This window comes from Filobacillus milosensis (assembly GCF_004402015.1).
Lineage (GTDB): Bacteria > Bacillota > Bacilli > Bacillales > Alkalibacillaceae > Filobacillus > Filobacillus milosensis.
The window spans coordinates 26,718-47,850 of sequence record NZ_SOPW01000004.1 but is presented as its reverse complement, the minus strand read 5'-3'; the positions used below and the strand labels follow the sequence as shown (position 1 = coordinate 47,850).

Here is a 21,133-nt window from a genome sequence, read left to right as displayed (position 1 = left end):
GACTTTAATATAAGATTATGTAACTATTTACGTATATTTAGAAATAGAAAGGAATCAAGTATGAACATCTTATTTATAGGAGATATTGTAGGTAAGCCAGGTCGATTGGCATTACAAAATAATCTTAATACATTAAAACAAAAATACCGAGCTGACCTAACTATTGTTAATGGAGAAAACGCAGCTCATGGGAAAGGTTTAACCAAAAAGCTTTATCACCAATTTCTTGAATGGGGAGCGGACGTCATTACTCTAGGGAACCATGCTTGGGATAAGAAGGAAATATTTGATTTTATTGATGGTGCTGATCAATTAGTTCGTCCAGCAAATTACCCAGAAGGTACACCAGGTAAAGGTCTTCAGTTTATTAAAACTAAACAAAAGACAGTGGCAGTTATAAACCTTATGGGTCGTACATTTATGAATCCGTTAGATGATCCTTTTCAGGTAATAGATGATTTAATAAAAGAGGCAAAATCGAAAACTGATATTATATTTGTAGATTTCCATGGTGAAGCTACTAGTGAAAAACAAGCAATGGGGTGGTACTTGGATGGTAAAGTATCGGCTGTTGTGGGCACACATACTCATATTCAAACTTCAGATGAAAGAGTTTTAACAAACGGAACTGGATACATTACTGATGTTGGGATGACAGGTGCTTATGATAGTATCTTAGGAATGGAAAAAGAAGCTATTATCCGTAAATTTAAAACAGGCTTACCAAGTAAATTCGAGGTTCCTGAAACAGAACGAACAGTTTTAAGTGGTATATTTGTTTCAATTGATGATAAAACGGGTAAAACTAATACTATAAAGCGAATTCTTATCAATCCTGACCATTTTAATTTCGACTAATGTAATTGAATATTTGAATTTTTCGGAAAACTAGTTCATAATTAAAGGAATAGAACAAAAGAATGCTGAATAAATTAGTTATGAATATCCAATAGTCAATTAAGGAGGAACTAGTAATGGAAATATTAAAAGTATCAGCAAAGTCAAATCCAAACTCTGTAGCCGGAGCGTTGGCTAATGTACTTCGCGAACGCGGATCAGCAGAAATTCAAGCAATTGGTGCGGGTGCTCTTAACCAGGCAGTTAAAGCGGTAGCGATTGCAAGAGGATTTGTTGCTCCTAGTGGTGTTGACTTAATTTGTATTCCAGCATTTACAGATATCATGATTGATCAAGAAGAAAGAACAGCAATCAAATTAATTGTAGAGCCTAGATAATTTCTAGAATGCTAACGCTCAGAATTCTTTCTGGGCGTTTTTTGTATGCTTAATTTGTGTATGATATTTGACATTTTTCATGTTTTTCTTTGTATTAGGGAGTGTTGTATTGTTAAAATCAAGGTTAGGATTTATACTTTAATAATGTAACAGATGTGAAAGTGGCTATTTTTTTAATGAAAGGAGTTTAAATATATGAACGAAGAACAAAGGAAGCAACAGAGTCAAATTAAACAAGTTGATCCTGCGGACGTAAAATCCGATGAGGGTAACTTAAAACGTTTAAAAGAAAAGACTTCTGATGACTTTTTAAAATATTTTGAAGCAACCTATGAACCACCAAATATGAAAAAAGCAAAGAAACGACTTAGAAAAGAAGTAGAATACCATGATGACTTTGAAATTGAAGAACAATTTCAAGGGTTAGGTAAAGGGAAGAAATTCTTAATTCGTACTTATGGCTGTCAAATGAACGAACATGATACTGAGGTTATGTCTGGGATTTTATCTGAAATGGGTTATGAATCTACAACAGATCAAAACGAAGCCGATATTATTCTACTAAATACTTGTGCGATTCGTGAAAATGCTGAAAATAAAGTGTTTGGTGAGATAGGTCACTTGAAGGCACTAAAGCGTGAGAACCCTGATTTAATTATCGGTGTTTGTGGCTGTATGTCACAAGAAGAATCGGTAGTAAATAGAATCTTGAAAAAACACCAGTATGTAGATTTGATTTTTGGTACTCATAACATCCACCGTCTGCCTCAGCTTGTATATAATGCATTAATGAGTAAAGAGATGGTTGTTGAAGTTTGGTCTAAAGAAGGCGACATTATTGAGAATCTTCCAAAACGCCGTCAAGGTCGTATTAAAGCATGGGTTAACATTATGTACGGTTGTGACAAGTTTTGTACTTACTGCATTGTTCCTTATACGCGTGGTAAAGAACGTAGCCGTCGACCTGAGGATATCATCCAAGAGATTCGTCACCTAGCCGCGCAAGGATATAAAGAAGTAACTTTATTAGGTCAAAACGTTAATGCTTACGGTAAAGACCTCGATATAGAATATGGCTTAGGCGATTTAATGGATGAATTACGTAAGATTGATATTCCGCGTATTAAGTTTACGACATCACACCCACGTGACTTCGATGATCGTTTAGTTGAAGTGTTAGCTAAAGGTGGTAACTTAATGCCGTATATTCACTTACCTGTTCAGTCAGGTAGTTCAGAGGTATTACGTGTGATGGCACGTCGTTATACACGTGAAAGTTATTTAGAATTAGTTCGTAAGATTAAAGAACAAATTCCAAACGCAGCATTAACAACAGATATTATAGTTGGTTTCCCAAATGAGACAGAAGAACAGTTTGAAGAAACTATTTCTTTATATCATGAAGTCGGATTTGAGGGTGCCTTTACCTTTATCTTCTCTCCACGAGATGGTACTCCTGCAGCGCGTATTGAAGACAACGTATCTGATGAGGTTAAGAAAAAACGCCTGCATCGCTTGAATGAAGTTGTTAACCAATACTCGAAAGATGCAATGGAGAAATACGAAGGTAAAGTTGTAAAAGTACTAGTAGAAGGAACTAGTAAAAATAACGATGAGAAATTAGCTGGATATACTGAACGAGGTAAATTAGTTAACTTCGATGGACCTAAATCCGCTATTGGTCAAATCGTAAATGTAAAAATCAATGAAACTAAAACTTGGTCATTAGGCGGCGAATTAATAGAAGAAGATGTCGCAGAACCAGCAGAGGTGATTTAAATGGCAGAATATACACGTGAACAAGTAGTTGCAGAAGCTAAAGATTTAGCTAAAAAACTTGCTAATATTGAAGAGATTGAACGTTTTAAACAGCTTGAAGAAAAGATAAACGACAGTAATAAAGTACAGAGCTATATTAAAAAAATTAAAGCTCTTCAAAAGCAGGCTGTTAACTTACAGCATTATGGCAAAGGTGAAGCATTAAAACGCGTTGAGGAAGAATTAGATCGTCTACAAAAAGAACTTGATGAAATACCAATTGTTCAGGAATTTAAAGACTCCCAGGTTGTGGTTAATGATCTGTTACAACGTATTACAAATACAATTGCTAATGAAGTAACAGATGAAATCATTCGTTCAACAGGCGGAGATGTTCTAAAAGGCGAAACAGGTTCAAAAATTAATCGTGTTTAGTAACTAAAAGTTGCACCTTTAATTACGTTTCGTAAAAGATTAAAGTTAATTTTACGAGTCACTGCAGGCGGACGCTTTCCGAAGACCTGGACGCTCAAGTGTCGACGTCGGCCACAAAAGCTACTTTGTTTTACTTCTTTGCGTTATTTTGCGCCGAGTAACCGCAGGCGCAGGACGTGGCCGTAGTTAGTCGACCAGGAGTCGCCGCCTTTCGCTCTTCATTTTCATAAGTATTGAATTTTAACACAGTTCATATTTAAAAGGTCTATGGTTAATTCCATAGATCTTTATTTTTTCTTTCTCCTTTCTTATTAACATTTTAATGGGCATTTACATATGAATGAATATGAAACATAAAACAATTAAGCCAACAATCACAACAAATACCTAATTTGCATAAAATAAATTGGCTAATAAAGGAGGAGGATCAGGCATGTTCGACCGCGATTATCGCGAAATTATAACTAAAGCAGTTTGTGGTAAAGGGAAGAAGTTCACAGAAACACTTCATATGGTTACTCCAAACCATAGACCAACAAGTATTCTTGGGTGTTGGGTCATCAATCATCAGTATGAAGCAAAGAAAAAAGGAAATACAGTTGAGGTCACAGGTGCTTATGATATTAACGTTTGGTATTCATATAGTGACAATACCAAGACAGAGGTTGTTACTGAAAGAAAACAATACGTGGATAAAGTACCAATTGTAATGAAGGATAAAAAATGTATCTCAAACAACTTTGATGTCGTTGCTCGTGCTACACAACAACCTAATACGTTAGAGTGTACGATTGATGATAGTGGTAAAATTAAAGTTGAACTCGAACGTGAATTCGTCGTTGATATCATTGGAGAAACAAAGGTTTGGGCAAAAGTTGAGCCGAATGGTTTTGATGAAGATGACTTCGATTTTGATGAGTTAGAAGCTGAATTATCAGAAATTGATGTCGACAAAGACTAAGAGAAGAATTTAGAATATACGCTTATTAGCAAAAGTCAGAGTTCTTCACTTACTTTATTCTTTACTCAAAATGACTCATGTTTAAAAGGCTGGTTTTTATCAGCCTTTTTTATTTTTCCATATTGTACATACCAATGAATTTTACAGAACACCTATGCTATAATGACGATTAGATATAGTTTAAATGGGGGACTACATAAATGGCAAAGTACACGCCAATGATGGAACAATATATAAATATTAAACAAGCTAATAAAGATTCGTTTTTATTCTTCCGATTAGGTGATTTCTATGAAATGTTCTTTGATGATGCGCTTAAAGCTTCGAAAGAATTAGAGATCACGCTGACTCAACGAGATGGTGGGGAAGAGAAAATACCTATGTGTGGTGTGCCATATCATTCAGCAGAGCGATATATAAAAGCACTCATTGAAAAAGGGTATAAAGTAGCCATTTGTGAACAAGTTGAAGATCCAAAAGTTGCTAAAGGTGTAGTTAAGCGTGAGGTCGTACAAGTCATAACACCTGGGACTATAATGGAAGATAGTATGCTATCAGAAGACGAAAATAATTTCATCGTATCAATTACGCCTGACCAACAGGATTACATTTTAACGTATGTAGATCTATCAACTGGTGAAAGTTTCGTTAGTATAATTGAAAATAATTTTAAAGATGTATTAAGTGAATTATATAATCGCCCAGTACGAGAAATTGTACTGCCTGGTGATTTTAATGATGAGATGAGAGAAGAATTATATCACTATCTAAATGTGACCATATCTTTTGAGGACCGAGAACAAATTCCAGACGATTATCAATACTTAGTAGATAATTTATCTGACCAACGACTGATTCGTGGTTTTGGTCGAGTATTTCAATATATATATCATTCTCAAAAAAGATTTCTATTACATTTACAGCAAGTAGAGTATGTTGAATTGGCTCAATACATGAAGCTGGATTTATACTCTAAACGTAATTTAGAGCTTATGGAATCTATCCGTGATAAAAGTAAAAAGGGAACTTTGTTATCTGTTCTAGATCGTACATCAACTGCAATGGGTGCCAGACGACTTAAAAAGTGGATCGACCGACCACTATTATCAAAATCGATTATTGAAAATCGACATAAGCAGGTTCAGGCTTTCATCGACCACTTTTTTGAACGTGAGGAATTGAAAGAAGCTTTAAAAGATATTTATGATATTGAACGATTAGCAGGTCGTGTGTCATATGGAAATGTTAATGCCAGAGATTTACTTCAATTAAAACGTTCACTCAGTACACTTCCAAGAATCAAACAAACGATTGATCAGATTGAAGAATCTACAATTCAATCATTATTACCTGACCTCAAACCTTATGAAGCGATATTCAAATTATTAGATAAAGGGATTGCTGAAGAACCGCCGATTTCAATTACGGAAGGTGGCATTATTAAAGATGGCTATCATCAGCAATTAGATGAATATAGAGAAGCTTCTCGCAACGGTAAAACATGGGTAGCAAATCTGGAAGCTCAAGAACGTGAACATACAGGAATTAAATCTCTTAAAGTAGGCTATAACAAAGTGTTCGGGTATTATATTGAGGTTACCAAGGCCAATATAGCTAATGTTGATTTATCTCGCTATGAGCGTAAGCAAACATTAACTAATGCAGAACGGTATATTACTCCAGAGTTGAAAGAGAAAGAACGCCTAATTCTTGAAGCAAATGATAAGAGTGTAGCTTTAGAATATGATTTATTTATAGAAATTAGAGAACAAATGAAAGAATACATTCCTTCATTACAACTATTAGCTGATAAAATTAGTCAAATTGATGTATTATTAAGCTTTGCTATTGTAAGTGAAGAAAATAATTATGTTCAACCTAATATTGTACAAAATCATTCTGTAAATGTAGAGAATGCTCGCCACCCAGTTGTGGAGCAAGTCATGAAAGATGAATTTGTGCCTAATAGTTTTCAATTAGACCAAAACACTAATATTTTATTAATTACCGGTCCGAATATGGCTGGTAAAAGTACGTATATGCGTCAACTCGGTTTAATTGTGATCATGGCTCAAATTGGTTGTTTTGTACCTGCTCATTCGGCCAATCTGCCAGTATTTGATCAAATATTTACTCGAATTGGTGCAGCGGATGATTTAGTGTCTGGTCAGAGTACATTTATGGTAGAAATGTTAGAAGCTGAGCACGCTGTAAGAAATGCATCAAAAGACAGTTTAATATTGTTTGATGAAATAGGTCGAGGAACGAGTACTTATGACGGTATGGCGCTAGCTCAATCGATTGTGGAGTATATTCACCACCATATAGGTGCGAAGACATTATTCTCAACACATTACCATGAACTGACGGCTTTAGAAGATTCATTAGATCACCTTAAAAATGTTCACGTAGAAGTAGATGAACATGAAGGAGAAGTCGTTTTCTTACACCATATTAAAGAAGGAAAAGCTGACAAGAGTTACGGGGTACACGTCGCAAAACTAGCTAATCTTCCTCATGATATCATTGACCGTGCGAACTACTTACTTGAGACCTATGAAGCAACAAGTTCAATCAGAGAACAAGAATCTTCTGAAGAACAACTTACTCTATTTGAAGAGCAACGTGAAGTGAAATTCACAAAGGATGTCGAAGTTATTAATCAATTAAAAGAATCGAATTTATTAAACATGACACCAATGGATGCGATGAATTTATTGTATGAAATGAAGAAAAAGCTGGACTAGAGGAGGCTAATCACAATGGGAAAAATTGTACAGTTACCTGATGAACTTTCCAATAAAATTGCTGCCGGTGAAGTTGTTGAACGTCCAGCTTCTGTTATAAAAGAGTTACTGGAAAATAGTGTGGATGCTAATAGCAAATGGATTAAGGTTGATTTAGAAGAAGCGGGTCTAAGAACAATTAAAGTTATTGATGATGGTGATGGTATTGAACCAGAGGACTGTCAAAAAGCATTCTTTCGCCATGCTACCAGTAAAATAGTAGATGAATTTGATTTATTTAGAGTAAAAACACTAGGATTTAGAGGAGAGGCATTAGCTAGTATTTCTTCTGTTAGTCAATTAACCTTAAGAACTTCTACTGGAGATCAATCTGGCACGGAGCTAATTGTTCATGGCGGAGAAATAAAAGAAAAGCAGAAGCACACCAAAAGAAAAGGAACTGAAATCATCGTAGAAAACCTGTTTTATAATACTCCTGCCAGACTTAAGTACTTAAAAACAATTCATACTGAGTTAGGTCATATTACAGATACCATTAATAAAATGGCATTGTCACACCCCAATATTCGATTTGAATGTTATCACAATGGTAAAAGAATTTTCTTTAGTCCTGGAACGGGAAACTTACTTCAAGTTGTTCAACAAATTTACGGAAAAAATATTGCTCAAAACATGCTGAAAATCAATGAGTATTCATTAGATTATAAGATATCAGGTTATATAGCTAAACCAGAAATTACCCGATCAAACAGAAATTTTATTTCGCTTATCGTCAATGGTCGTTTCATTAAAAACCCGGTGATTAATAAGGCTATATTTGATGGATATCATACCTTCTTGCCTATTGGTAGATATCCAGTTGTTGTCTTACAGATAGAAATGGACCCATATTTAGTAGACGTTAATGTTCATCCAGCTAAAACAGAAGTTCGTTTCAGTAAGGAAAAAGAGTTGTTTGATATTGTTAAGCAAGCGATTTATGAAGTCTTGCATCAGCAACGCTTAATCCCACAAGGAGTGAAAAAAGAAAAACAGAAATCAACACAAACTGAATTATCATTTAGTTCAACTAAACCGACCTTGCCTCCTTCTGATGTAACTGAAAAGGAAGAGTTAGAAGATTGGTCACACGGATTCAAAGTTCAAGAACCTATTGATTCTTCAATCAATGAGCAATCGATGGCAGATAAGAAAGATGATGATTTAGGACATTATAATCAATCGCATGAGTCAGAGGATGTAGCAGAAGAATCAGAACGAATGCCCGTAATGTACCCAATCGGTCAGCTGCATGGGACTTATATATTAGCACAAAATGAAAAAGGGCTATATATGATTGATCAACATGCCGCTCAAGAACGTATAAAGTATGAGTATTTTAAGAAAAAGTTGGGCGATCCCCCTAATGAGGTACAAGAATTGTCTGTGCCTTTAACATTTGATTTCACGAATCAAGAAGCTATAGCCATAGAAGAAAACAAAAGCTCATTAGAACGAGTAGGTTTATTTTTAGAGCAGTTTGGCGATTATAGTTATATCGTGCGTTCTTACCCTAGTTGGTTTCCTAACGGAGAAGAAGAGCAAATTATTCGTGATATGGTGGATGAATTAATAGATGGTCGTAATATTGATATAGAGAAGATTAGAGAAGAAGCGGCTATTCTTATGTCGTGCAAACGTTCCATAAAAGCTAATCACTATTTAAATCATCAAGAGATGGAGTATCTTCTTAATCAGTTACGAACATGTAAGGATCCTTTTACTTGCCCTCATGGTCGACCGATTGTTATTCATTTTAGTGAGTATGAGTTGCAACGAATGTTTAAGAGAATCATGTAAGGGTGTGAAATGATGAATCGTCCTATTGTCGTAAGTATTATTGGCCCCACTGCTGTAGGAAAAACTAAATTAGGAATAGAATTGAGTAAAAGAATAAACGGTGAAGTAATTAATGCTGATTCCATGCAATTTTATAAATACTTTGATATAGGTTCAGCAAAAGTTACAGACGAAGAGACTGAAGGTATTCCACATCATTTAATAAACCATTTAGAACCAACAGACGATTATTCAGCAGCAAATTTTAAAAAAGACCTAAAAAAACTTGTAGATGATTTATCAGAAAGAAATAAAATTCCTGTTGTTGTAGGTGGTACCGGTTTTTATGTCCATTCAGCCTTGTATGATTTTCAATTTTCTGATGCTAAACGAGATTCAGAATATGTAAAAGAATCATTAGATGATATAAAGGAAAATGGTGTTGAACCTTATTATCAAAAGTTAAAAACAGTTGATCCTGTACAAGCTGATAAGATTCACCCTCATAATATTAGAAGAGTTGTAAGAGCTCTTGAAGTTTACGACATGACAGGCAAGAGAATGTCAGAAATTGAACGTGAACAAGAAGAAACGTCTCCATATCAACCCATGATTATTGGATTAAATATGGAACGAGAAGTGCTTTATGACCGTATAAACATAAGGGTGGACCAGATGATCGAGAATGGATTACTTCAAGAGGTTGAAGAAATCTATGAACGATTTGGAAGTGACATTCAACCTATGCAAGGTATTGGCTATAAAGAATGGGTGCCGTATTTTGAAGGAGAGTATCCAAAAGAAAGAGCAATTGAATTAATCAAACGTAACACTAGACGTTTTGCTAAAAGGCAATTAACCTATTATCGTAATAAAATACCAGAAGTTAACTGGTATATGATCGACCCTAACAATTATTGGTCGACTTTTGAAAATATTTTTGAAAAAATAGAAGGAAGAATTGATTCTTTATCGAATACAAATAATAACAGATAGATAGAGGAGGAGTTTGTATGGCAAATTCTACAAACGTACAAGATACTTATTTAAACAAATTACGCAAGGAGAAGGTTCCATTAACGGTATTTCTAACTAATGGGTTTCAATTGCGTGGAGTTGTAAAATCGTTCGATAATTTTACAATATTAATCGAAACAGAAGGAAAACAACAATTAATTTTCAAGCATGCTATTTCAACATTTGCTCCTTCTAAAAACATTGATTTGGAATCATAAATACTTGTTATGAATGATAAGTCTAACCCTTACTGGTGTTAGGCTTATTTTATTTTGTGTATAATACATAAGAACAGATGTTATTTTAGGAAAAGATCATTTTATTAAAGACCAGATCATAAAGGAGTAAATACATGAACGAAAAAGCAATTCTAGTAGGGTGTCAAATTCAGACTGAAGACGATCGTTCCTTTCAGTCTTCAATGGAAGAGTTACTTGCATTAGCAAAGACAGTTGATGCAGAAGTATTAGAAACTTTTGTGCAGAAGCGGGAAAAGGTTCATACTGCCTATTATATTGGAACGGGCAAAACAGAAGACATCAAGCATTATATTGAAGAACATGATGTTGAGGTAGCAATAATTAATAGCGAGCTCACACCTTCTCAATCGAGAAACTTATCTAATACATGGGAATTAAAAATTATAGATCGCACACAGCTTATATTAGATATTTTTGCTATGCGAGCTCGAACGAAAGAGGGTAAGCTTCAGGTAGAACTTGCTCAGCTTGAATACATGTTACCAAGACTTCAAGGTCAGGGAATTGAATTGTCCCGTCTGGGTGGTGGAATTGGTACAAGAGGTCCTGGTGAAACCAAGTTAGAAACAGACCGACGTCATATTCGTAACCGAATCACCGATATTAAACAGCAATTAAAACAAGTTGCGAAACATCGTGAACAATATAGGGAGAACCGTAAGCGTCGTTCTGCTTTTCAAATAGCGATAGTTGGTTATACGAATGCAGGGAAATCAACCTTGTTTAATCGTTTAACTAAGGAAGCCTCCTTAGAAGAGGATAAGCTGTTTGCTACTTTAGATCCTTTAACACGTAAGATTAGTTTGCCTAGCGGATTTAAAGCTTTATTATCAGACACAGTAGGATTTATTCAGAAGTTACCAACTACATTAATTGCAGCTTTTCGTTCGACATTAGAAGAAGTAACTGAAGCGGATTTCATATTGCATGTAGTTGATAGCTCAGATGAGAACGCAATAGATCATGAAAAAACGGTCAATGGAATATTAAAAGGCCTTAACGCTGACCACATACCGATGTTGACAGTTTATAATAAAGCCGACCTATTGGATGGGGAGTTCTTTTCTTATTCAAAACCTAGTATACAAATGAGCGCTTTAAATAACGCTGATCTTAGTCGTCTGGTTTTGAAGATAGAAGAAGTCCTAAAGATGGAATGGGAGCAATATAATGTATTTATTCCATCTGATGAAGGAAAATTACTGAACCGTTTAAAACACGAAACGATTGTAGAATTAGAAGAGTTTACAGAAGAACACGAAGCATATCATGTTTCTGGGTATGTTGAATCAGAGATGCCATTATACAATCAATTGACAAAGTGAGTGAAAGAAGTGTTTTTAGAAAATTATCATGTAATAGAAGAAACAGAAAAGCAATTACAAGAAGTCTTTAATGAAGTATCCAAAGTTGTAACTTTCAATCAACATAAAGTATTAGAAAACTTTCGTTCGCTACAAGTAAGCGATTATCATTTTAACCCGACTACTGGGTATGGTTACGATGATGCTGGAAGAGAGAAAATTGAAGAGGTTTATGCCAATGTATTTGGTGGGGAAGATGCATTGGTTAGACCTCAATTAATTTCAGGCACCCATGCCATTACTACTGCTTTATTTGGTAACTTAAGACCGGGCGATGAATTAGTTTCAATCACTGGAAGACCCTATGATACCTTAGAAAATGTAATTGGTATTGATCAACCTGTGGATGGCTCATTAACAGACTTCGGGATTGTCTATAATGAAATAGATTTAAATGAAGTTGGACAAGTGAATTATGAGCAGGTTAAAAAGGTGATTAACCCAAACACCAAAATGATAGCCATTCAAAGGTCGAAAGGTTATGCAGATCGTCCATCATTTACTATTGATGACATTCAAGAAATGATTCGATTTGTAAAAGAAATTAATGAGGATATTATTGTCTTTGTTGATAACTGTTATGGAGAGTTTGTTGAAAACAAAGAGCCATTAGAAGTCGGAGCAGATATAATTGCTGGTTCCCTTATTAAAAATCCGGGAGCTGGGATTGTCAAAACTGGTGGCTACATAGTTGGTAAAAAAGAATTGATTGAAAGAAGTGCTAATTATTTGGTTGCGCCTGGTTTAGGAAAAGAAACAGGCCCAAGTTTATATAGTTTGCAAGAAATGTTCCAAGGGTTATTTCTTGCACCACATGTTGTAGGGGAAGCTTTAAAAGGTGCTATTTTTACCTCAGCATTGCTTAAAAATTTTGGATATCAAACCACGCCAGGACCAAATGATTACCGCACGGATTTAATTCAGTCTATTACCTTTAACTCAAAAGAAGAGATGATCAAATTCGCTCAAGTCGTACAACAACAATCTCCAATTAATTCACATGTCACACCTTATCCGAGCTATATGCCTGGTTATGAACATGATGTAATTATGGCAGCGGGTACTTTCATCCAAGGTGCCAGTCTTGAATTAACAGCTGATGGACCAATAAGAGAACCTTATACGCTTTACGTTCAAGGCGGTTTAACCTATGAACATGTAAAAATAGCTATTAGCCAAGGGCTTTTAGCGTTATAAAACAATAATTTTAGGGTAAAGAACATAGCATATGGTTAGCTATGTTCTTTTTATAACTTATCATGTTAACTTTCCTTACATCTGTTGACAACTTTAATTCCGTAGCATATAATATTATTAAGAATTGGAGGTGTCAACATGAATTATAAAGACCGAAAAGCGATGCCATTATTCCCAATTAGTATTGTTTCAGAGCTAACAGAGTTAAGTGCAAGGCAAATTCGCTATTATGAAGAAAAGAATTTAGTGGCACCATTAAGATCTGAAGGAAACAGGAGATTATTTAGTTTTTATGACGTCGATCGATTAATTGAAATAAAAAGGTTGATTGACGAAGGTGTAAATTTAGCAGGAATTAAGCAAGTATTAAAACTTAAGGAAAACCAAGTTCAAGAAAGTGAAGCTAAGGCGAATAAAGATCATAATAAAGTGTATAAGAAAGATATGTCTGATAAAGAACTACATCAGTTACTTCGCCGTGAACTTCTTGAATCTGGTTATTTAAATAAACCATCCATCAATCAAGGAGACCTATCAAGGTTCTACCATTAAGCTGATGGAACAATTAACAGGAGGAAGAAATTAAATGAGTAAATTTACAAAAGAAGAGATTTACAAAATTATTGAAGAAGAGAACGTAAAATTCATTCGACTACAATTTACAGACTTGTTAGGAACAATTAAAAACGTTGAAATTCCGTACAGTCAATTAGATAAGGCTCTAGATAACGAAATGATGTTTGATGGTTCATCGATCGAAGGTTTCGTTCGTATTGAGGAATCAGATATGCAATTACATCCAGACTTAGATACGTTTGTTGTATTCCCTTGGACTTCTGAAAAGGGTAAAGTCGCTCGTTTTATTTGTGATATTTATAATCCAGATGGTACACCATTTGAAGGTTGCCCTAGATATAATTTGAAGCGTAATCTGCAAAGAATGGAAGAGCTTGGTTTCTCTGCGTTTAACATTGGAACAGAGCCAGAATTCTTCTTATTCAAGTTAGATGAAGCTGGTGAACCGACAATGGAATTAAACGATAAAGGTGGTTATTTCGACCTTGCACCAACTGATTTAGGTGAAAACTGCCGCCGTGACATCGTATTAGAATTAGAAGAGATGGGCTTTGAAATTGAGGCATCTCACCACGAAGTAGCACCTGGCCAGCACGAAATTGACTTTAAATATTCAGATGCAGTTAAACACTGTGATGATATTCAAACGTTCAAATTAGTGGTTAAAACGATTGCTCGTAAGCATGGTTTGCATGCAACGTTTATGCCTAAACCATTATTCGGTGTAAATGGTTCAGGTATGCACGCGAATATGTCACTGTTTAAAGGTAAAGAGAATGCTTTCTTTGACCCGAATGGTAAAGAGCAATTAAGTGAAACAGCGTACCAGTTCACAGCAGGAATTGTTAAACACGCTGTCAATTTTACAGCTGTTACTAACCCGACAGTTAACTCTTATAAACGTTTAGTACCTGGTTACGAAGCTCCGTGTTATGTAGCATGGTCTGGTCAAAACCGTAGCCCACTAATTCGCATCCCAACTTCTCGTGGATTAAGCACTCGTATTGAAGTACGTAGTGTAGATCCAGCAGCAAACCCTTACATGGCAATGTCTGTTATGTTAGCTGCTGGTTTAGATGGAGTTGAAAATAAGATGAAAGCTCCCGAACCAGTCGACCGTAACATTTATGTGATGGATAAAGAGGAGCGTGTTGCTAACGGTGTTCAAGATTTACCTGCAACTTTATATGATGCCCTTCAAGAGTTGAAGAAGGACGATGTAATTAAAGGCGCACTAGGTGAACACTTACTAGAACACTTCATTGAATCGAAAGAAATTGAATGGGATATGTTCCGTACACAAGTACACCCTTGGGAACGCGAACAGTATTTAAGTTCATATTAATCAATAAAAAAAGCGAATTCTTTAGTGAATTCGCTTTTTTTTGTACAATAATCACGCAGGATACCTCCTTCGTGATCATTTATTATATTGAATATTTAAGTTCTTAATGAATTTCGCGGTAGAGACCAATTACTTTTCCTAAGACTGTTACTTGATTAAGAATGATTGGTTCCATCGTAGGGTTTTCAGGTTCTAATCTATATTTGTTTTGGTCTTTAAAGAAGCGTTTAACTGTAGCTTCATCGTCCTCAGTCATTGCTACGACAATATCACCGTTATTAGCTGTTGCTTGCTTTCTAACGATAACTAAATCTTTATCAAATATACCAGCTTCAATCATACTTTCACCTTGAATAGAAAGTACAAAAATATCATCTTCCGTTGCAGATATGGTTGATGGAACCGGAATATATTCTTCAACATTTTCAACTGCTGTAATGGGTTCACCAGCAGTAACTTTACCGATAAGTGGCGCATACATTGCTTGTCTTTCCTGAACCTGGCTGCCATCATCATACACGATTTCAATAGCGCGAGGTTTCGTAGGGTCACGACGAATGAATCCTTTTTCCTCTAATCTTGATAAGTGACCGTGTACAGTTGAACTGGAAGCTAGTCCAACAGCTTCAGCAATCTCCCTAACAGAAGGTGGATAGCCTTTTAAATTAACATTTTCAACTATGAAATCAAAAATCTCTTTTTGTCTTTTTGATAGTTTCTTCATATTTTCACCTCAACGTTTTATCCTAAAGATATTATAGCAATATTAACCATTAAAAGCAAACATTCGTTCGTAATATTCGAATAACTTGTCTAATAAACTAGCACAAGTTAAAATAACAATTGAACTTATATAAAGGAGTTTTTATAATGATTTCAGATGAAAGAATTAAACGTATAAATGAATTAGCCAATAAATCAAAAAATGAAGGATTAACTGATGAGGAAAAGAAGGAACAAAAGAAACTTAGAGAAGAGTATTTACAAGCATTTCGTAAGTCCTTTAAGAATCAGTTAAAATCAGTAAAAGTGGTAGATGAAGAGGGCACAGACGTTACACCAGAAAAATTAAAAAATGAACAAGAAAATGATAAAAAGCATTAATTTGAAGAACTCCATTTTGGGAGTTCTTTTTGTTTTTAGTTGAAAAGTAAACAAGGATTTTTGATATAATAATAAAAGTGTCGAAATTTATAATCTAAAAGGGTATGTGTATACTATAGATATTTGGTAAATTTATGTTGAAATATCTTGTTTTTTGACACTCAAGCGTTTAGGATTAATGATGGTAAATAGTTTGAACGGAAAAGGAAGGAGATTCTGAATGAGTAATAATGTTGAACAAATGTCAATTAACACAATCCGTACTCTTGCAATAGATGCGGTAGAGAAAGCAAATTCTGGACACCCTGGAATGCCTATGGGTGCAGCGCCTATGGCGTATACTTTGTGGACAAAGGTTATGAATCATAACCCTAAGAACTCATCTTGGTTTGACCGCGATCGCTTTGTATTATCAGCAGGACATGGTTCTATGTTACTTTACGCTTTACTACATCTATCTGGATACAAAGTATCTATGGATGATATTAAAAACTTCCGCCAGTGGGGATCTAATACACCTGGGCACCCAGAATTTGGGCATACTGATGGTGTCGAAGCAACAACAGGTCCTCTAGGTCAAGGTATTGCAATGTCAGTTGGTATGGCGATGGCAGAACGATTCATGGCATCAAAATATAACAAAGACAATTATAATGTTGTTGATCATTATACTTATTGTATTTGTGGTGACGGTGACTTAATGGAAGGTGTTTCTCAGGAAGCCGCTTCTTTAGCTGCTCACTTAAAATTAGGTAAATTAATCGTAATGTACGATTCTAATGATATTTCATTAGATGGTGATTTAGATCGTGCATTTTCTGAAAGTGTAGAAGACCGTTATAAAGCTTATGGCTGGCAAGTCATTCGCGTTGAAGATGGTAATGATACTGAAGCAATCGAGAAAGCATTATTAGATGCAAAAGCAACAGAAGATCAACCAACTCTAATTGAAGTAAAAACAGTTATTGGTTATGGTTCACCTAATAAAGGTGGTAAATCTGATGCTCACGGAGCACCTTTAGGCAGTGAAGAGCGTGACCTAGTAAGAGAGCATTATGGTTGGGAACATGATGATTTTCATGTACCTGATGAAGTTAAAGCTGATTTTGAAGAGAAAGTACAAAATCGTGGCAAAGAAGCAGAACAAAACTGGAGTCAATTACTTGACCAATATAAAGAAGCGCATCCTGAATTAGCAAACGAATTTGAATTAGCTATGAGTGGTGAACTGCCAGTTGGCTGGAATGCAGATTTACCAACTTATGATGAAAATTCAAAAGCACTAGCGACAAGAGCTGCTTCAGGTGAAGTTCTTAATGCATTAGCTAAGAATATTCCTAATTTCTTTGGTGGCAGTGCAGACTTAGCTGGTTCTAACAAAACTTCATTAAAAGAAGAAGAGGACTTTAAATATCCAGATTACTCTGGACGTAATGTCTGGTTTGGTGTAAGAGAATTTGCTATGGCGTGTGCCTTAAACGGGATCGCACTTCATGGAGGCGTTAAAGTCTATGGTGGTACATTCTTCGTATTTAGTGATTATTTACGTCCTGCATTACGTTTATCTGCGTTAATGGGTACACCTGTTACGTATGTATTCACACATGATTCAATTGCTGTAGGTGAAGATGGACCAACTCACGAACCAATCGAACAATTACCATCCCTTAGAGCAATGCCTAATCTGAATTTAATTCGCCCGGCGGATGCTAATGAAACGAAAGCTGCCTGGGAGATTTCTTTACAATCTACAGATCAACCAACTGCTCTTGTATTAACTAGACAAGGACTACCTGTACTTCCTGAGACTCAGGCTAAGGCGAGTGAAGGAGTACGCAAAGGTGCTTATGTAGTTAAGGAAGCTGAAGGTAAAGCAGATATATTATTATTAGCTTCTGGTTCAGAAGTTCAATTAGTTCACAAAGCAAGTGAACAGTTAAAAGAAGAAGGCATTAACGCTACAGTTGTCAGCATGCCTTCTTGGCATTTGTTTGATCAACAAGATGAAGCTTACAAGGAATCGGTATTACCTTCTAACGTGACTAAACGATTAGCTGTTGAAATGGCTTCTCCATTTGGTTGGGAACGTTATACAGGTATTAATGGAGATGTTCTTGGCATTCCTACATTTGGGGCTTCTGCGCCAGGTAATAAAGTAATGGAAGAGTATGGATTCACAGTAGAAAATGTTGTAGCACGTGCCAAAGCATTACTTTCTAAATAACATTTCAAACTTCATTCATTATTGACAAAATAAGAAGCATTGACGTATTAATTTCTGACAAATTTCGCCTTTGAATATTGATATGATATGTCCTAAAAGGGGGACATATCATGTATCAATATTCTTTATACTTATTGAAGTCAGATTATGCGAAGCATTTTTATTATAAAATTGATACCGTTTATCGTTTTTTATACGAACAAATGATTGAGTGTCCGCAAGATTCAAAAGAACAATACAAATTAGTGTTGGACAAGCTGAATTCAAAAGATTTGTTTTTACACATGAATTATTGGAAAGATGAATCTATAGATGTAGAAATGAAAAGAAATCATCTAACCGTCACTTCAAATGGTCAGCAAATGTTTATTAAAGTTGAAGATTATGTTATTAATATTCATACACAATCGATAGTTGATTTAGATCGATTACTTTTCCAATACTTAAAAACATTTCATCCACACATTTTTGCAGTGAATTATGAAACATTGGAATGTGGATGGATCACACCGTTTGTCGGGAAAGAAATTTATTCTCTATAAAAACTCTATTGTCATAGAACGGTAGATTTAATATACTTAATACTTAGTGGAAGACAACCAGAAGGAGGAAAATTTAATAATGGCTACAATTTGGGTTGTATTGATTGCTTTAGCTGCATTAATTGTAGGTGTAGTTATTGGTTTCTTCATTGCACGTAAGACAATGATGAATTATTTGAAGAAGAACCCACCAATTAATGAGCAAATGTTACGCACAATGATGATGCAGATGGGTCAAAAGCCATCACAGAAGAAAATTAATCAAATGATGCGTGCAATGAATCAACAAATGGATTCAAATAAAAAGTAATTTGACAGGGGATAGGCTAAATTAGTCTATCTCTTTTTAGTTAGCTCTGTTAAAGTTTGTTGTTGATTCTACGAATCGCTACAGGCGGACGCTTTCCGAAGACCTGGACGGTCAAGTGTCGGCGTTGGTCACAGGACGTGGCCGACGTTAGCCGACCGCGGGCACGGTCTCAACTTTCCAAAACTCACTGCTGTTCGTTTTTCGTGATTTTCGACTCGTGCTGTACCCGCGAAGACCTGGATGGTCAAGTGTCGACGTTGGCCACAGGACGTGGCCGATTCTAGTCGACCAGGAGTCGCCGCCTTTAGCTTATCGTAGAATTAATTATTTTCTTTAATTCATTAAGCTACAATTATTAGATACTATTACATAAGTTGAAGATTGGAAACATAATTCAATGTTAATTTTCACTAAATCTTCAAGCATTATATATTATCATTACTCTTATTTTTGTTACGATAGCTATAGATTGTAGGGAGAAAGGAAGATTTTCGTGGCAGATGTCAATATATTTTTAGCATTTGGTGCTGGCTTTTTGTCTTTTATTTCACCATGTGTGCTACCACTTTATCCAGTGTTTTTGTCATATGTAACTGGGATGAGTGTAGAAGAATTAAAAAATGAAAATGCTATGTTAAGAAAACGAAGCATGCTACATACACTATTTTTCTTAATCGGATTTTCTTCGATATTTATAATGATTGGATTTTCGGCTTACTTTATCGGTGAGTTTTTTATTAGATACCAAGACCTAATTAGACAATTAGGAGCAATATTAATTATATTCTTTGGATTTGTTATGATCGGTGTCTTTAACTTTGAGTTTTTATTAAAAGAACGCAAAGTTACATTAAAAAACCGACCTGCTGGTTATATTGGTACTTTATTAATAGGAATGGCATTTTCCATGAGCTGGACTCCTTGTACTGGGCCAATTTTAGGTGCTGTATTTTCATTAGCTGCTACTGCTCCTCAGTCAGCCGTTGTTTTAATGGCAGCTTATTCACTAGGATTTTCAATTCCGTTTTTCGTGCTTGCTTTCTTTATAGGCAAATTGGGATGGCTTAAGCGTCAGTCGCAACGAATTACACTTGTTGGCGGTTATATATTAATATTTTTAGGAATAGCTTTATTTTTTGATTGGTTAAAAATATTAACATCATATTTAGCGAACTTGTTTGGATTTACAGGTTTTTAATATTGTTTGTCTTTCATATATTAATTGTATTAGAATATAAGTAATCATCGAATCGTGAAGGAGTTAAAACATGAATCGACCAAACGATCTAATATTACGTACAACTACACAACTCATTGCCTTTATTTTATTAGGGTTTTCTGTATACTTATTCTTTGCAGGACATAATGCGCCAGGTGGAGGATTTATTGGTGGATTAATGACAGCAGCTGCTTTTATTTTAATGTATATGACTTATGGGTTTGAAAAGATTGAAAAGATTTTACCGTTAAACTTTAGGATTTTAGCGGTTACTGGTTTGCTGATTGCTGTTTTATCCGGAGTGGGTTCTTTTGTTTTTGGAGAAGAATTTTTATCTCACTCATTTGGATATTTTCACCTTCCGATTTTAGGTAAAACAGAATTAGCTACAGCTATGATTTTTGATTTAGGTGTGTATTTAGTTGTGGTAGGTATAACATTAACGATCATTTTATCTATTGCAACAGATTCGCATGAAGATCCTTATGAAGATGCAGGTGTATAATGGTGTTTTTTGAGAGTACATGGTTTGCTGTGCTTACATCGGTTATGTTCGTGGTTATGGCAACAGTTATGATTGTTGTACGTTCACGGGCGTCTAAAAAGCCAGCGTCAGTTAAAAAAATAATATTACCACCATTCTTTATGAGTACAGGGGCACTTATGTTTATTTTCCCTTACTTCCAAGTAACATGGTGGCAAGTTTTAGAAGCCATTTCTGTTGGTATGGTGTTTTCCGTGCTACTTATTATAACTTCTAATTTCGAAATTAAAGGGAAAGACATATATCTTAAACCATCTAAAGCATTTATATTCATCTTAATATTTTTATTGGTTCTAAGAATCTGTCTAAAGCTTTATCTTGGACAAGGCGTGTCAGTAGGGGAAACTAGTGGCATGTTCTATTTGTTAGCATTTGGCATGTTATTTACTTGGCGAATTGCTATGTTAATTAAATTTATTAAGCTGAAACAACATGTAACTATTAATCACGCTGTATTTGGTTCACGATCACAATGAT

General features: G+C 35.2%; 21 protein-coding genes. 20 read left to right on the top strand and 1 reads right to left on the bottom strand.

Annotation, left to right across the window (positions count from 1 at the left end; all coding sequences use genetic code 11):
* The first annotated feature begins 60 nt into the window (after positions 1–60).
* The 13 genes from E3U55_RS04790 to glnA all read left to right on the top strand — a co-directional run bounded on the left by E3U55_RS04790 (position 61) and on the right by glnA (position 14,713).
* Entirely contained in the window at positions 61–858 is a 798-nt protein-coding gene (locus tag E3U55_RS04790) for a TIGR00282 family metallophosphoesterase (protein ID WP_134339210.1), read from the top strand.
* A gap of 116 nt (positions 859–974) precedes the next feature.
* On the top strand, positions 975–1,235 hold the full coding sequence (gene spoVS, locus E3U55_RS04785) for a stage V sporulation protein SpoVS (RefSeq protein WP_093855602.1): 261 nt from the start codon (positions 975–977) through the stop codon (positions 1,233–1,235).
* A 195-nt stretch (positions 1,236–1,430) separates the two neighbouring features.
* Complete coding sequence (gene miaB, locus E3U55_RS04780; RefSeq protein WP_134339209.1) at positions 1,431–3,014, top strand: tRNA (N6-isopentenyl adenosine(37)-C2)-methylthiotransferase MiaB; 1,584 nt, start codon at positions 1,431–1,433, stop codon at positions 3,012–3,014.
* The gene (locus E3U55_RS04775) at positions 3,015–3,428 is read left to right on the top strand and encodes a RicAFT regulatory complex protein RicA family protein (protein ID WP_134339208.1); all 414 of its coding nucleotides are present in this window, start codon (positions 3,015–3,017) and stop codon (positions 3,426–3,428) included.
* A gap of 433 nt (positions 3,429–3,861) precedes the next feature.
* Entirely contained in the window at positions 3,862–4,389 is a 528-nt protein-coding gene (gene cotE, locus E3U55_RS04770; RefSeq protein ID WP_134339207.1) for an outer spore coat protein CotE, read from the top strand.
* A gap of 200 nt (positions 4,390–4,589) precedes the next feature.
* Positions 4,590–7,136, top strand: a complete 2,547-nt coding sequence (gene mutS, locus E3U55_RS04765) for a DNA mismatch repair protein MutS (protein ID WP_134339206.1) — start codon at positions 4,590–4,592, stop codon at positions 7,134–7,136.
* 15 nt (positions 7,137–7,151) lie between these two features.
* The gene (mutL, locus tag E3U55_RS04760) at positions 7,152–8,975 is read left to right on the top strand and encodes a DNA mismatch repair endonuclease MutL (protein WP_134339205.1); all 1,824 of its coding nucleotides are present in this window, start codon (positions 7,152–7,154) and stop codon (positions 8,973–8,975) included.
* 12 nt (positions 8,976–8,987) lie between these two features.
* Positions 8,988–9,950: a tRNA (adenosine(37)-N6)-dimethylallyltransferase MiaA gene (gene miaA / locus E3U55_RS04755; RefSeq protein ID WP_134339204.1), complete on the top strand. Its 963-nt coding sequence runs from the start codon at positions 8,988–8,990 to the stop codon at positions 9,948–9,950.
* 17 nt (positions 9,951–9,967) lie between these two features.
* Positions 9,968–10,189: an RNA chaperone Hfq gene (hfq, locus tag E3U55_RS04750; protein ID WP_134339203.1), complete on the top strand. Its 222-nt coding sequence runs from the start codon at positions 9,968–9,970 to the stop codon at positions 10,187–10,189.
* A gap of 134 nt (positions 10,190–10,323) precedes the next feature.
* A complete protein-coding gene (hflX, locus tag E3U55_RS04745) occupies positions 10,324–11,556 on the top strand; it encodes a GTPase HflX (protein ID WP_134339202.1) in 1,233 nt (410 codons plus the stop codon).
* A gap of 9 nt (positions 11,557–11,565) precedes the next feature.
* Entirely contained in the window at positions 11,566–12,792 is a 1,227-nt protein-coding gene (locus tag E3U55_RS04740; protein WP_134339201.1) for a methionine gamma-lyase family protein, read from the top strand.
* A gap of 138 nt (positions 12,793–12,930) precedes the next feature.
* On the top strand, positions 12,931–13,344 hold the full coding sequence (locus E3U55_RS04735; protein ID WP_134339200.1) for a MerR family transcriptional regulator: 414 nt from the start codon (positions 12,931–12,933) through the stop codon (positions 13,342–13,344).
* A gap of 34 nt (positions 13,345–13,378) precedes the next feature.
* Positions 13,379–14,713, top strand: coding sequence for a type I glutamate--ammonia ligase (gene glnA, locus E3U55_RS04730; protein ID WP_134339199.1), 1,335 nt, complete (start codon positions 13,379–13,381; stop codon positions 14,711–14,713).
* Positions 14,714–14,816: 103 nt separating this feature from the next.
* Here glnA and lexA read toward each other — a convergent pair whose 3' ends face one another.
* Positions 14,817–15,437 carry a transcriptional repressor LexA gene (lexA, locus tag E3U55_RS04725; RefSeq protein WP_134339198.1) on the bottom strand — a complete coding sequence of 207 codons (621 nt, stop codon included), beginning with the start codon at positions 15,435–15,437 and terminating at the stop codon, positions 14,817–14,819.
* A 146-nt stretch (positions 15,438–15,583) separates the two neighbouring features.
* Between lexA and E3U55_RS04720 the strand changes: the two genes are divergently transcribed.
* The 7 genes from E3U55_RS04720 (at position 15,584) to E3U55_RS04690 (ending at position 21,132) form a co-directional block, all read left to right on the top strand.
* Positions 15,584–15,817: a DUF896 domain-containing protein gene (locus tag E3U55_RS04720; protein WP_134339197.1), complete on the top strand. Its 234-nt coding sequence runs from the start codon at positions 15,584–15,586 to the stop codon at positions 15,815–15,817.
* Positions 15,818–16,037: 220 nt separating this feature from the next.
* A complete protein-coding gene (gene tkt, locus E3U55_RS04715) occupies positions 16,038–18,041 on the top strand; it encodes a transketolase (protein ID WP_134339196.1) in 2,004 nt (667 codons plus the stop codon).
* 110 nt (positions 18,042–18,151) lie between these two features.
* Positions 18,152–18,583, top strand: coding sequence for a sporulation inhibitor of replication protein SirA (gene sirA / locus E3U55_RS04710; protein WP_134339195.1), 432 nt, complete (start codon positions 18,152–18,154; stop codon positions 18,581–18,583).
* 79 nt (positions 18,584–18,662) lie between these two features.
* Complete coding sequence (locus E3U55_RS04705) at positions 18,663–18,893, top strand: YneF family protein (RefSeq protein ID WP_134339194.1); 231 nt, start codon at positions 18,663–18,665, stop codon at positions 18,891–18,893.
* A 493-nt stretch (positions 18,894–19,386) separates the two neighbouring features.
* Positions 19,387–20,091 (top strand): cytochrome c biogenesis CcdA family protein, encoded by a 705-nt coding sequence (locus tag E3U55_RS04700; RefSeq protein ID WP_134339193.1) that lies wholly within the window; start codon positions 19,387–19,389, stop codon positions 20,089–20,091.
* 70 nt (positions 20,092–20,161) lie between these two features.
* The gene (locus E3U55_RS04695; RefSeq protein WP_134339192.1) at positions 20,162–20,617 is read left to right on the top strand and encodes a Na(+)/H(+) antiporter subunit B; all 456 of its coding nucleotides are present in this window, start codon (positions 20,162–20,164) and stop codon (positions 20,615–20,617) included.
* A 44-nt stretch (positions 20,618–20,661) separates the two neighbouring features.
* Positions 20,662–21,132, top strand: coding sequence for a CcdC family protein (locus E3U55_RS04690; protein ID WP_228547482.1), 471 nt, complete (start codon positions 20,662–20,664; stop codon positions 21,130–21,132).
* The last annotated feature ends 1 nt before the right edge of the window (position 21,133 follow it).

What these genes read in the sequence shown, in the direction of transcription:
- E3U55_RS04790 (WP_134339210.1), top strand. Translation starts at nt 61, where the DNA reads ATGAACATCTTATTTATAGGAGATATTGTAGGTAAGCCAGGTCGATTG.
- spoVS (WP_093855602.1), top strand. Translation starts at nt 975, where the DNA reads ATGGAAATATTAAAAGTATCAGCAAAGTCAAATCCAAACTCTGTAGCC.
- miaB (WP_134339209.1), top strand. Translation starts at nt 1,431, where the DNA reads ATGAACGAAGAACAAAGGAAGCAACAGAGTCAAATTAAACAAGTTGAT.
- E3U55_RS04775 (WP_134339208.1), top strand. Translation starts at nt 3,015, where the DNA reads ATGGCAGAATATACACGTGAACAAGTAGTTGCAGAAGCTAAAGATTTA.
- cotE (WP_134339207.1), top strand. Translation starts at nt 3,862, where the DNA reads ATGTTCGACCGCGATTATCGCGAAATTATAACTAAAGCAGTTTGTGGT.
- mutS (WP_134339206.1), top strand. Translation starts at nt 4,590, where the DNA reads ATGGCAAAGTACACGCCAATGATGGAACAATATATAAATATTAAACAA.
- mutL (WP_134339205.1), top strand. Translation starts at nt 7,152, where the DNA reads ATGGGAAAAATTGTACAGTTACCTGATGAACTTTCCAATAAAATTGCT.
- miaA (WP_134339204.1), top strand. Translation starts at nt 8,988, where the DNA reads ATGAATCGTCCTATTGTCGTAAGTATTATTGGCCCCACTGCTGTAGGA.
- hfq (WP_134339203.1), top strand. Translation starts at nt 9,968, where the DNA reads ATGGCAAATTCTACAAACGTACAAGATACTTATTTAAACAAATTACGC.
- hflX (WP_134339202.1), top strand. Translation starts at nt 10,324, where the DNA reads ATGAACGAAAAAGCAATTCTAGTAGGGTGTCAAATTCAGACTGAAGAC.
- E3U55_RS04735 (WP_134339200.1), top strand. Translation starts at nt 12,931, where the DNA reads ATGAATTATAAAGACCGAAAAGCGATGCCATTATTCCCAATTAGTATT.
- glnA (WP_134339199.1), top strand. Translation starts at nt 13,379, where the DNA reads ATGAGTAAATTTACAAAAGAAGAGATTTACAAAATTATTGAAGAAGAG.
- lexA (WP_134339198.1), bottom strand. Translation starts at nt 15,437, where the DNA reads ATGAAGAAACTATCAAAAAGACAAAAAGAGATTTTTGATTTCATAGTT.
- E3U55_RS04720 (WP_134339197.1), top strand. Translation starts at nt 15,584, where the DNA reads ATGATTTCAGATGAAAGAATTAAACGTATAAATGAATTAGCCAATAAA.
- tkt (WP_134339196.1), top strand. Translation starts at nt 16,038, where the DNA reads ATGAGTAATAATGTTGAACAAATGTCAATTAACACAATCCGTACTCTT.
- sirA (WP_134339195.1), top strand. Translation starts at nt 18,152, where the DNA reads ATGTATCAATATTCTTTATACTTATTGAAGTCAGATTATGCGAAGCAT.
- E3U55_RS04705 (WP_134339194.1), top strand. Translation starts at nt 18,663, where the DNA reads ATGGCTACAATTTGGGTTGTATTGATTGCTTTAGCTGCATTAATTGTA.
- E3U55_RS04695 (WP_134339192.1), top strand. Translation starts at nt 20,162, where the DNA reads ATGAATCGACCAAACGATCTAATATTACGTACAACTACACAACTCATT.
- E3U55_RS04690 (WP_228547482.1), top strand. Translation starts at nt 20,662, where the DNA reads ATGTTCGTGGTTATGGCAACAGTTATGATTGTTGTACGTTCACGGGCG.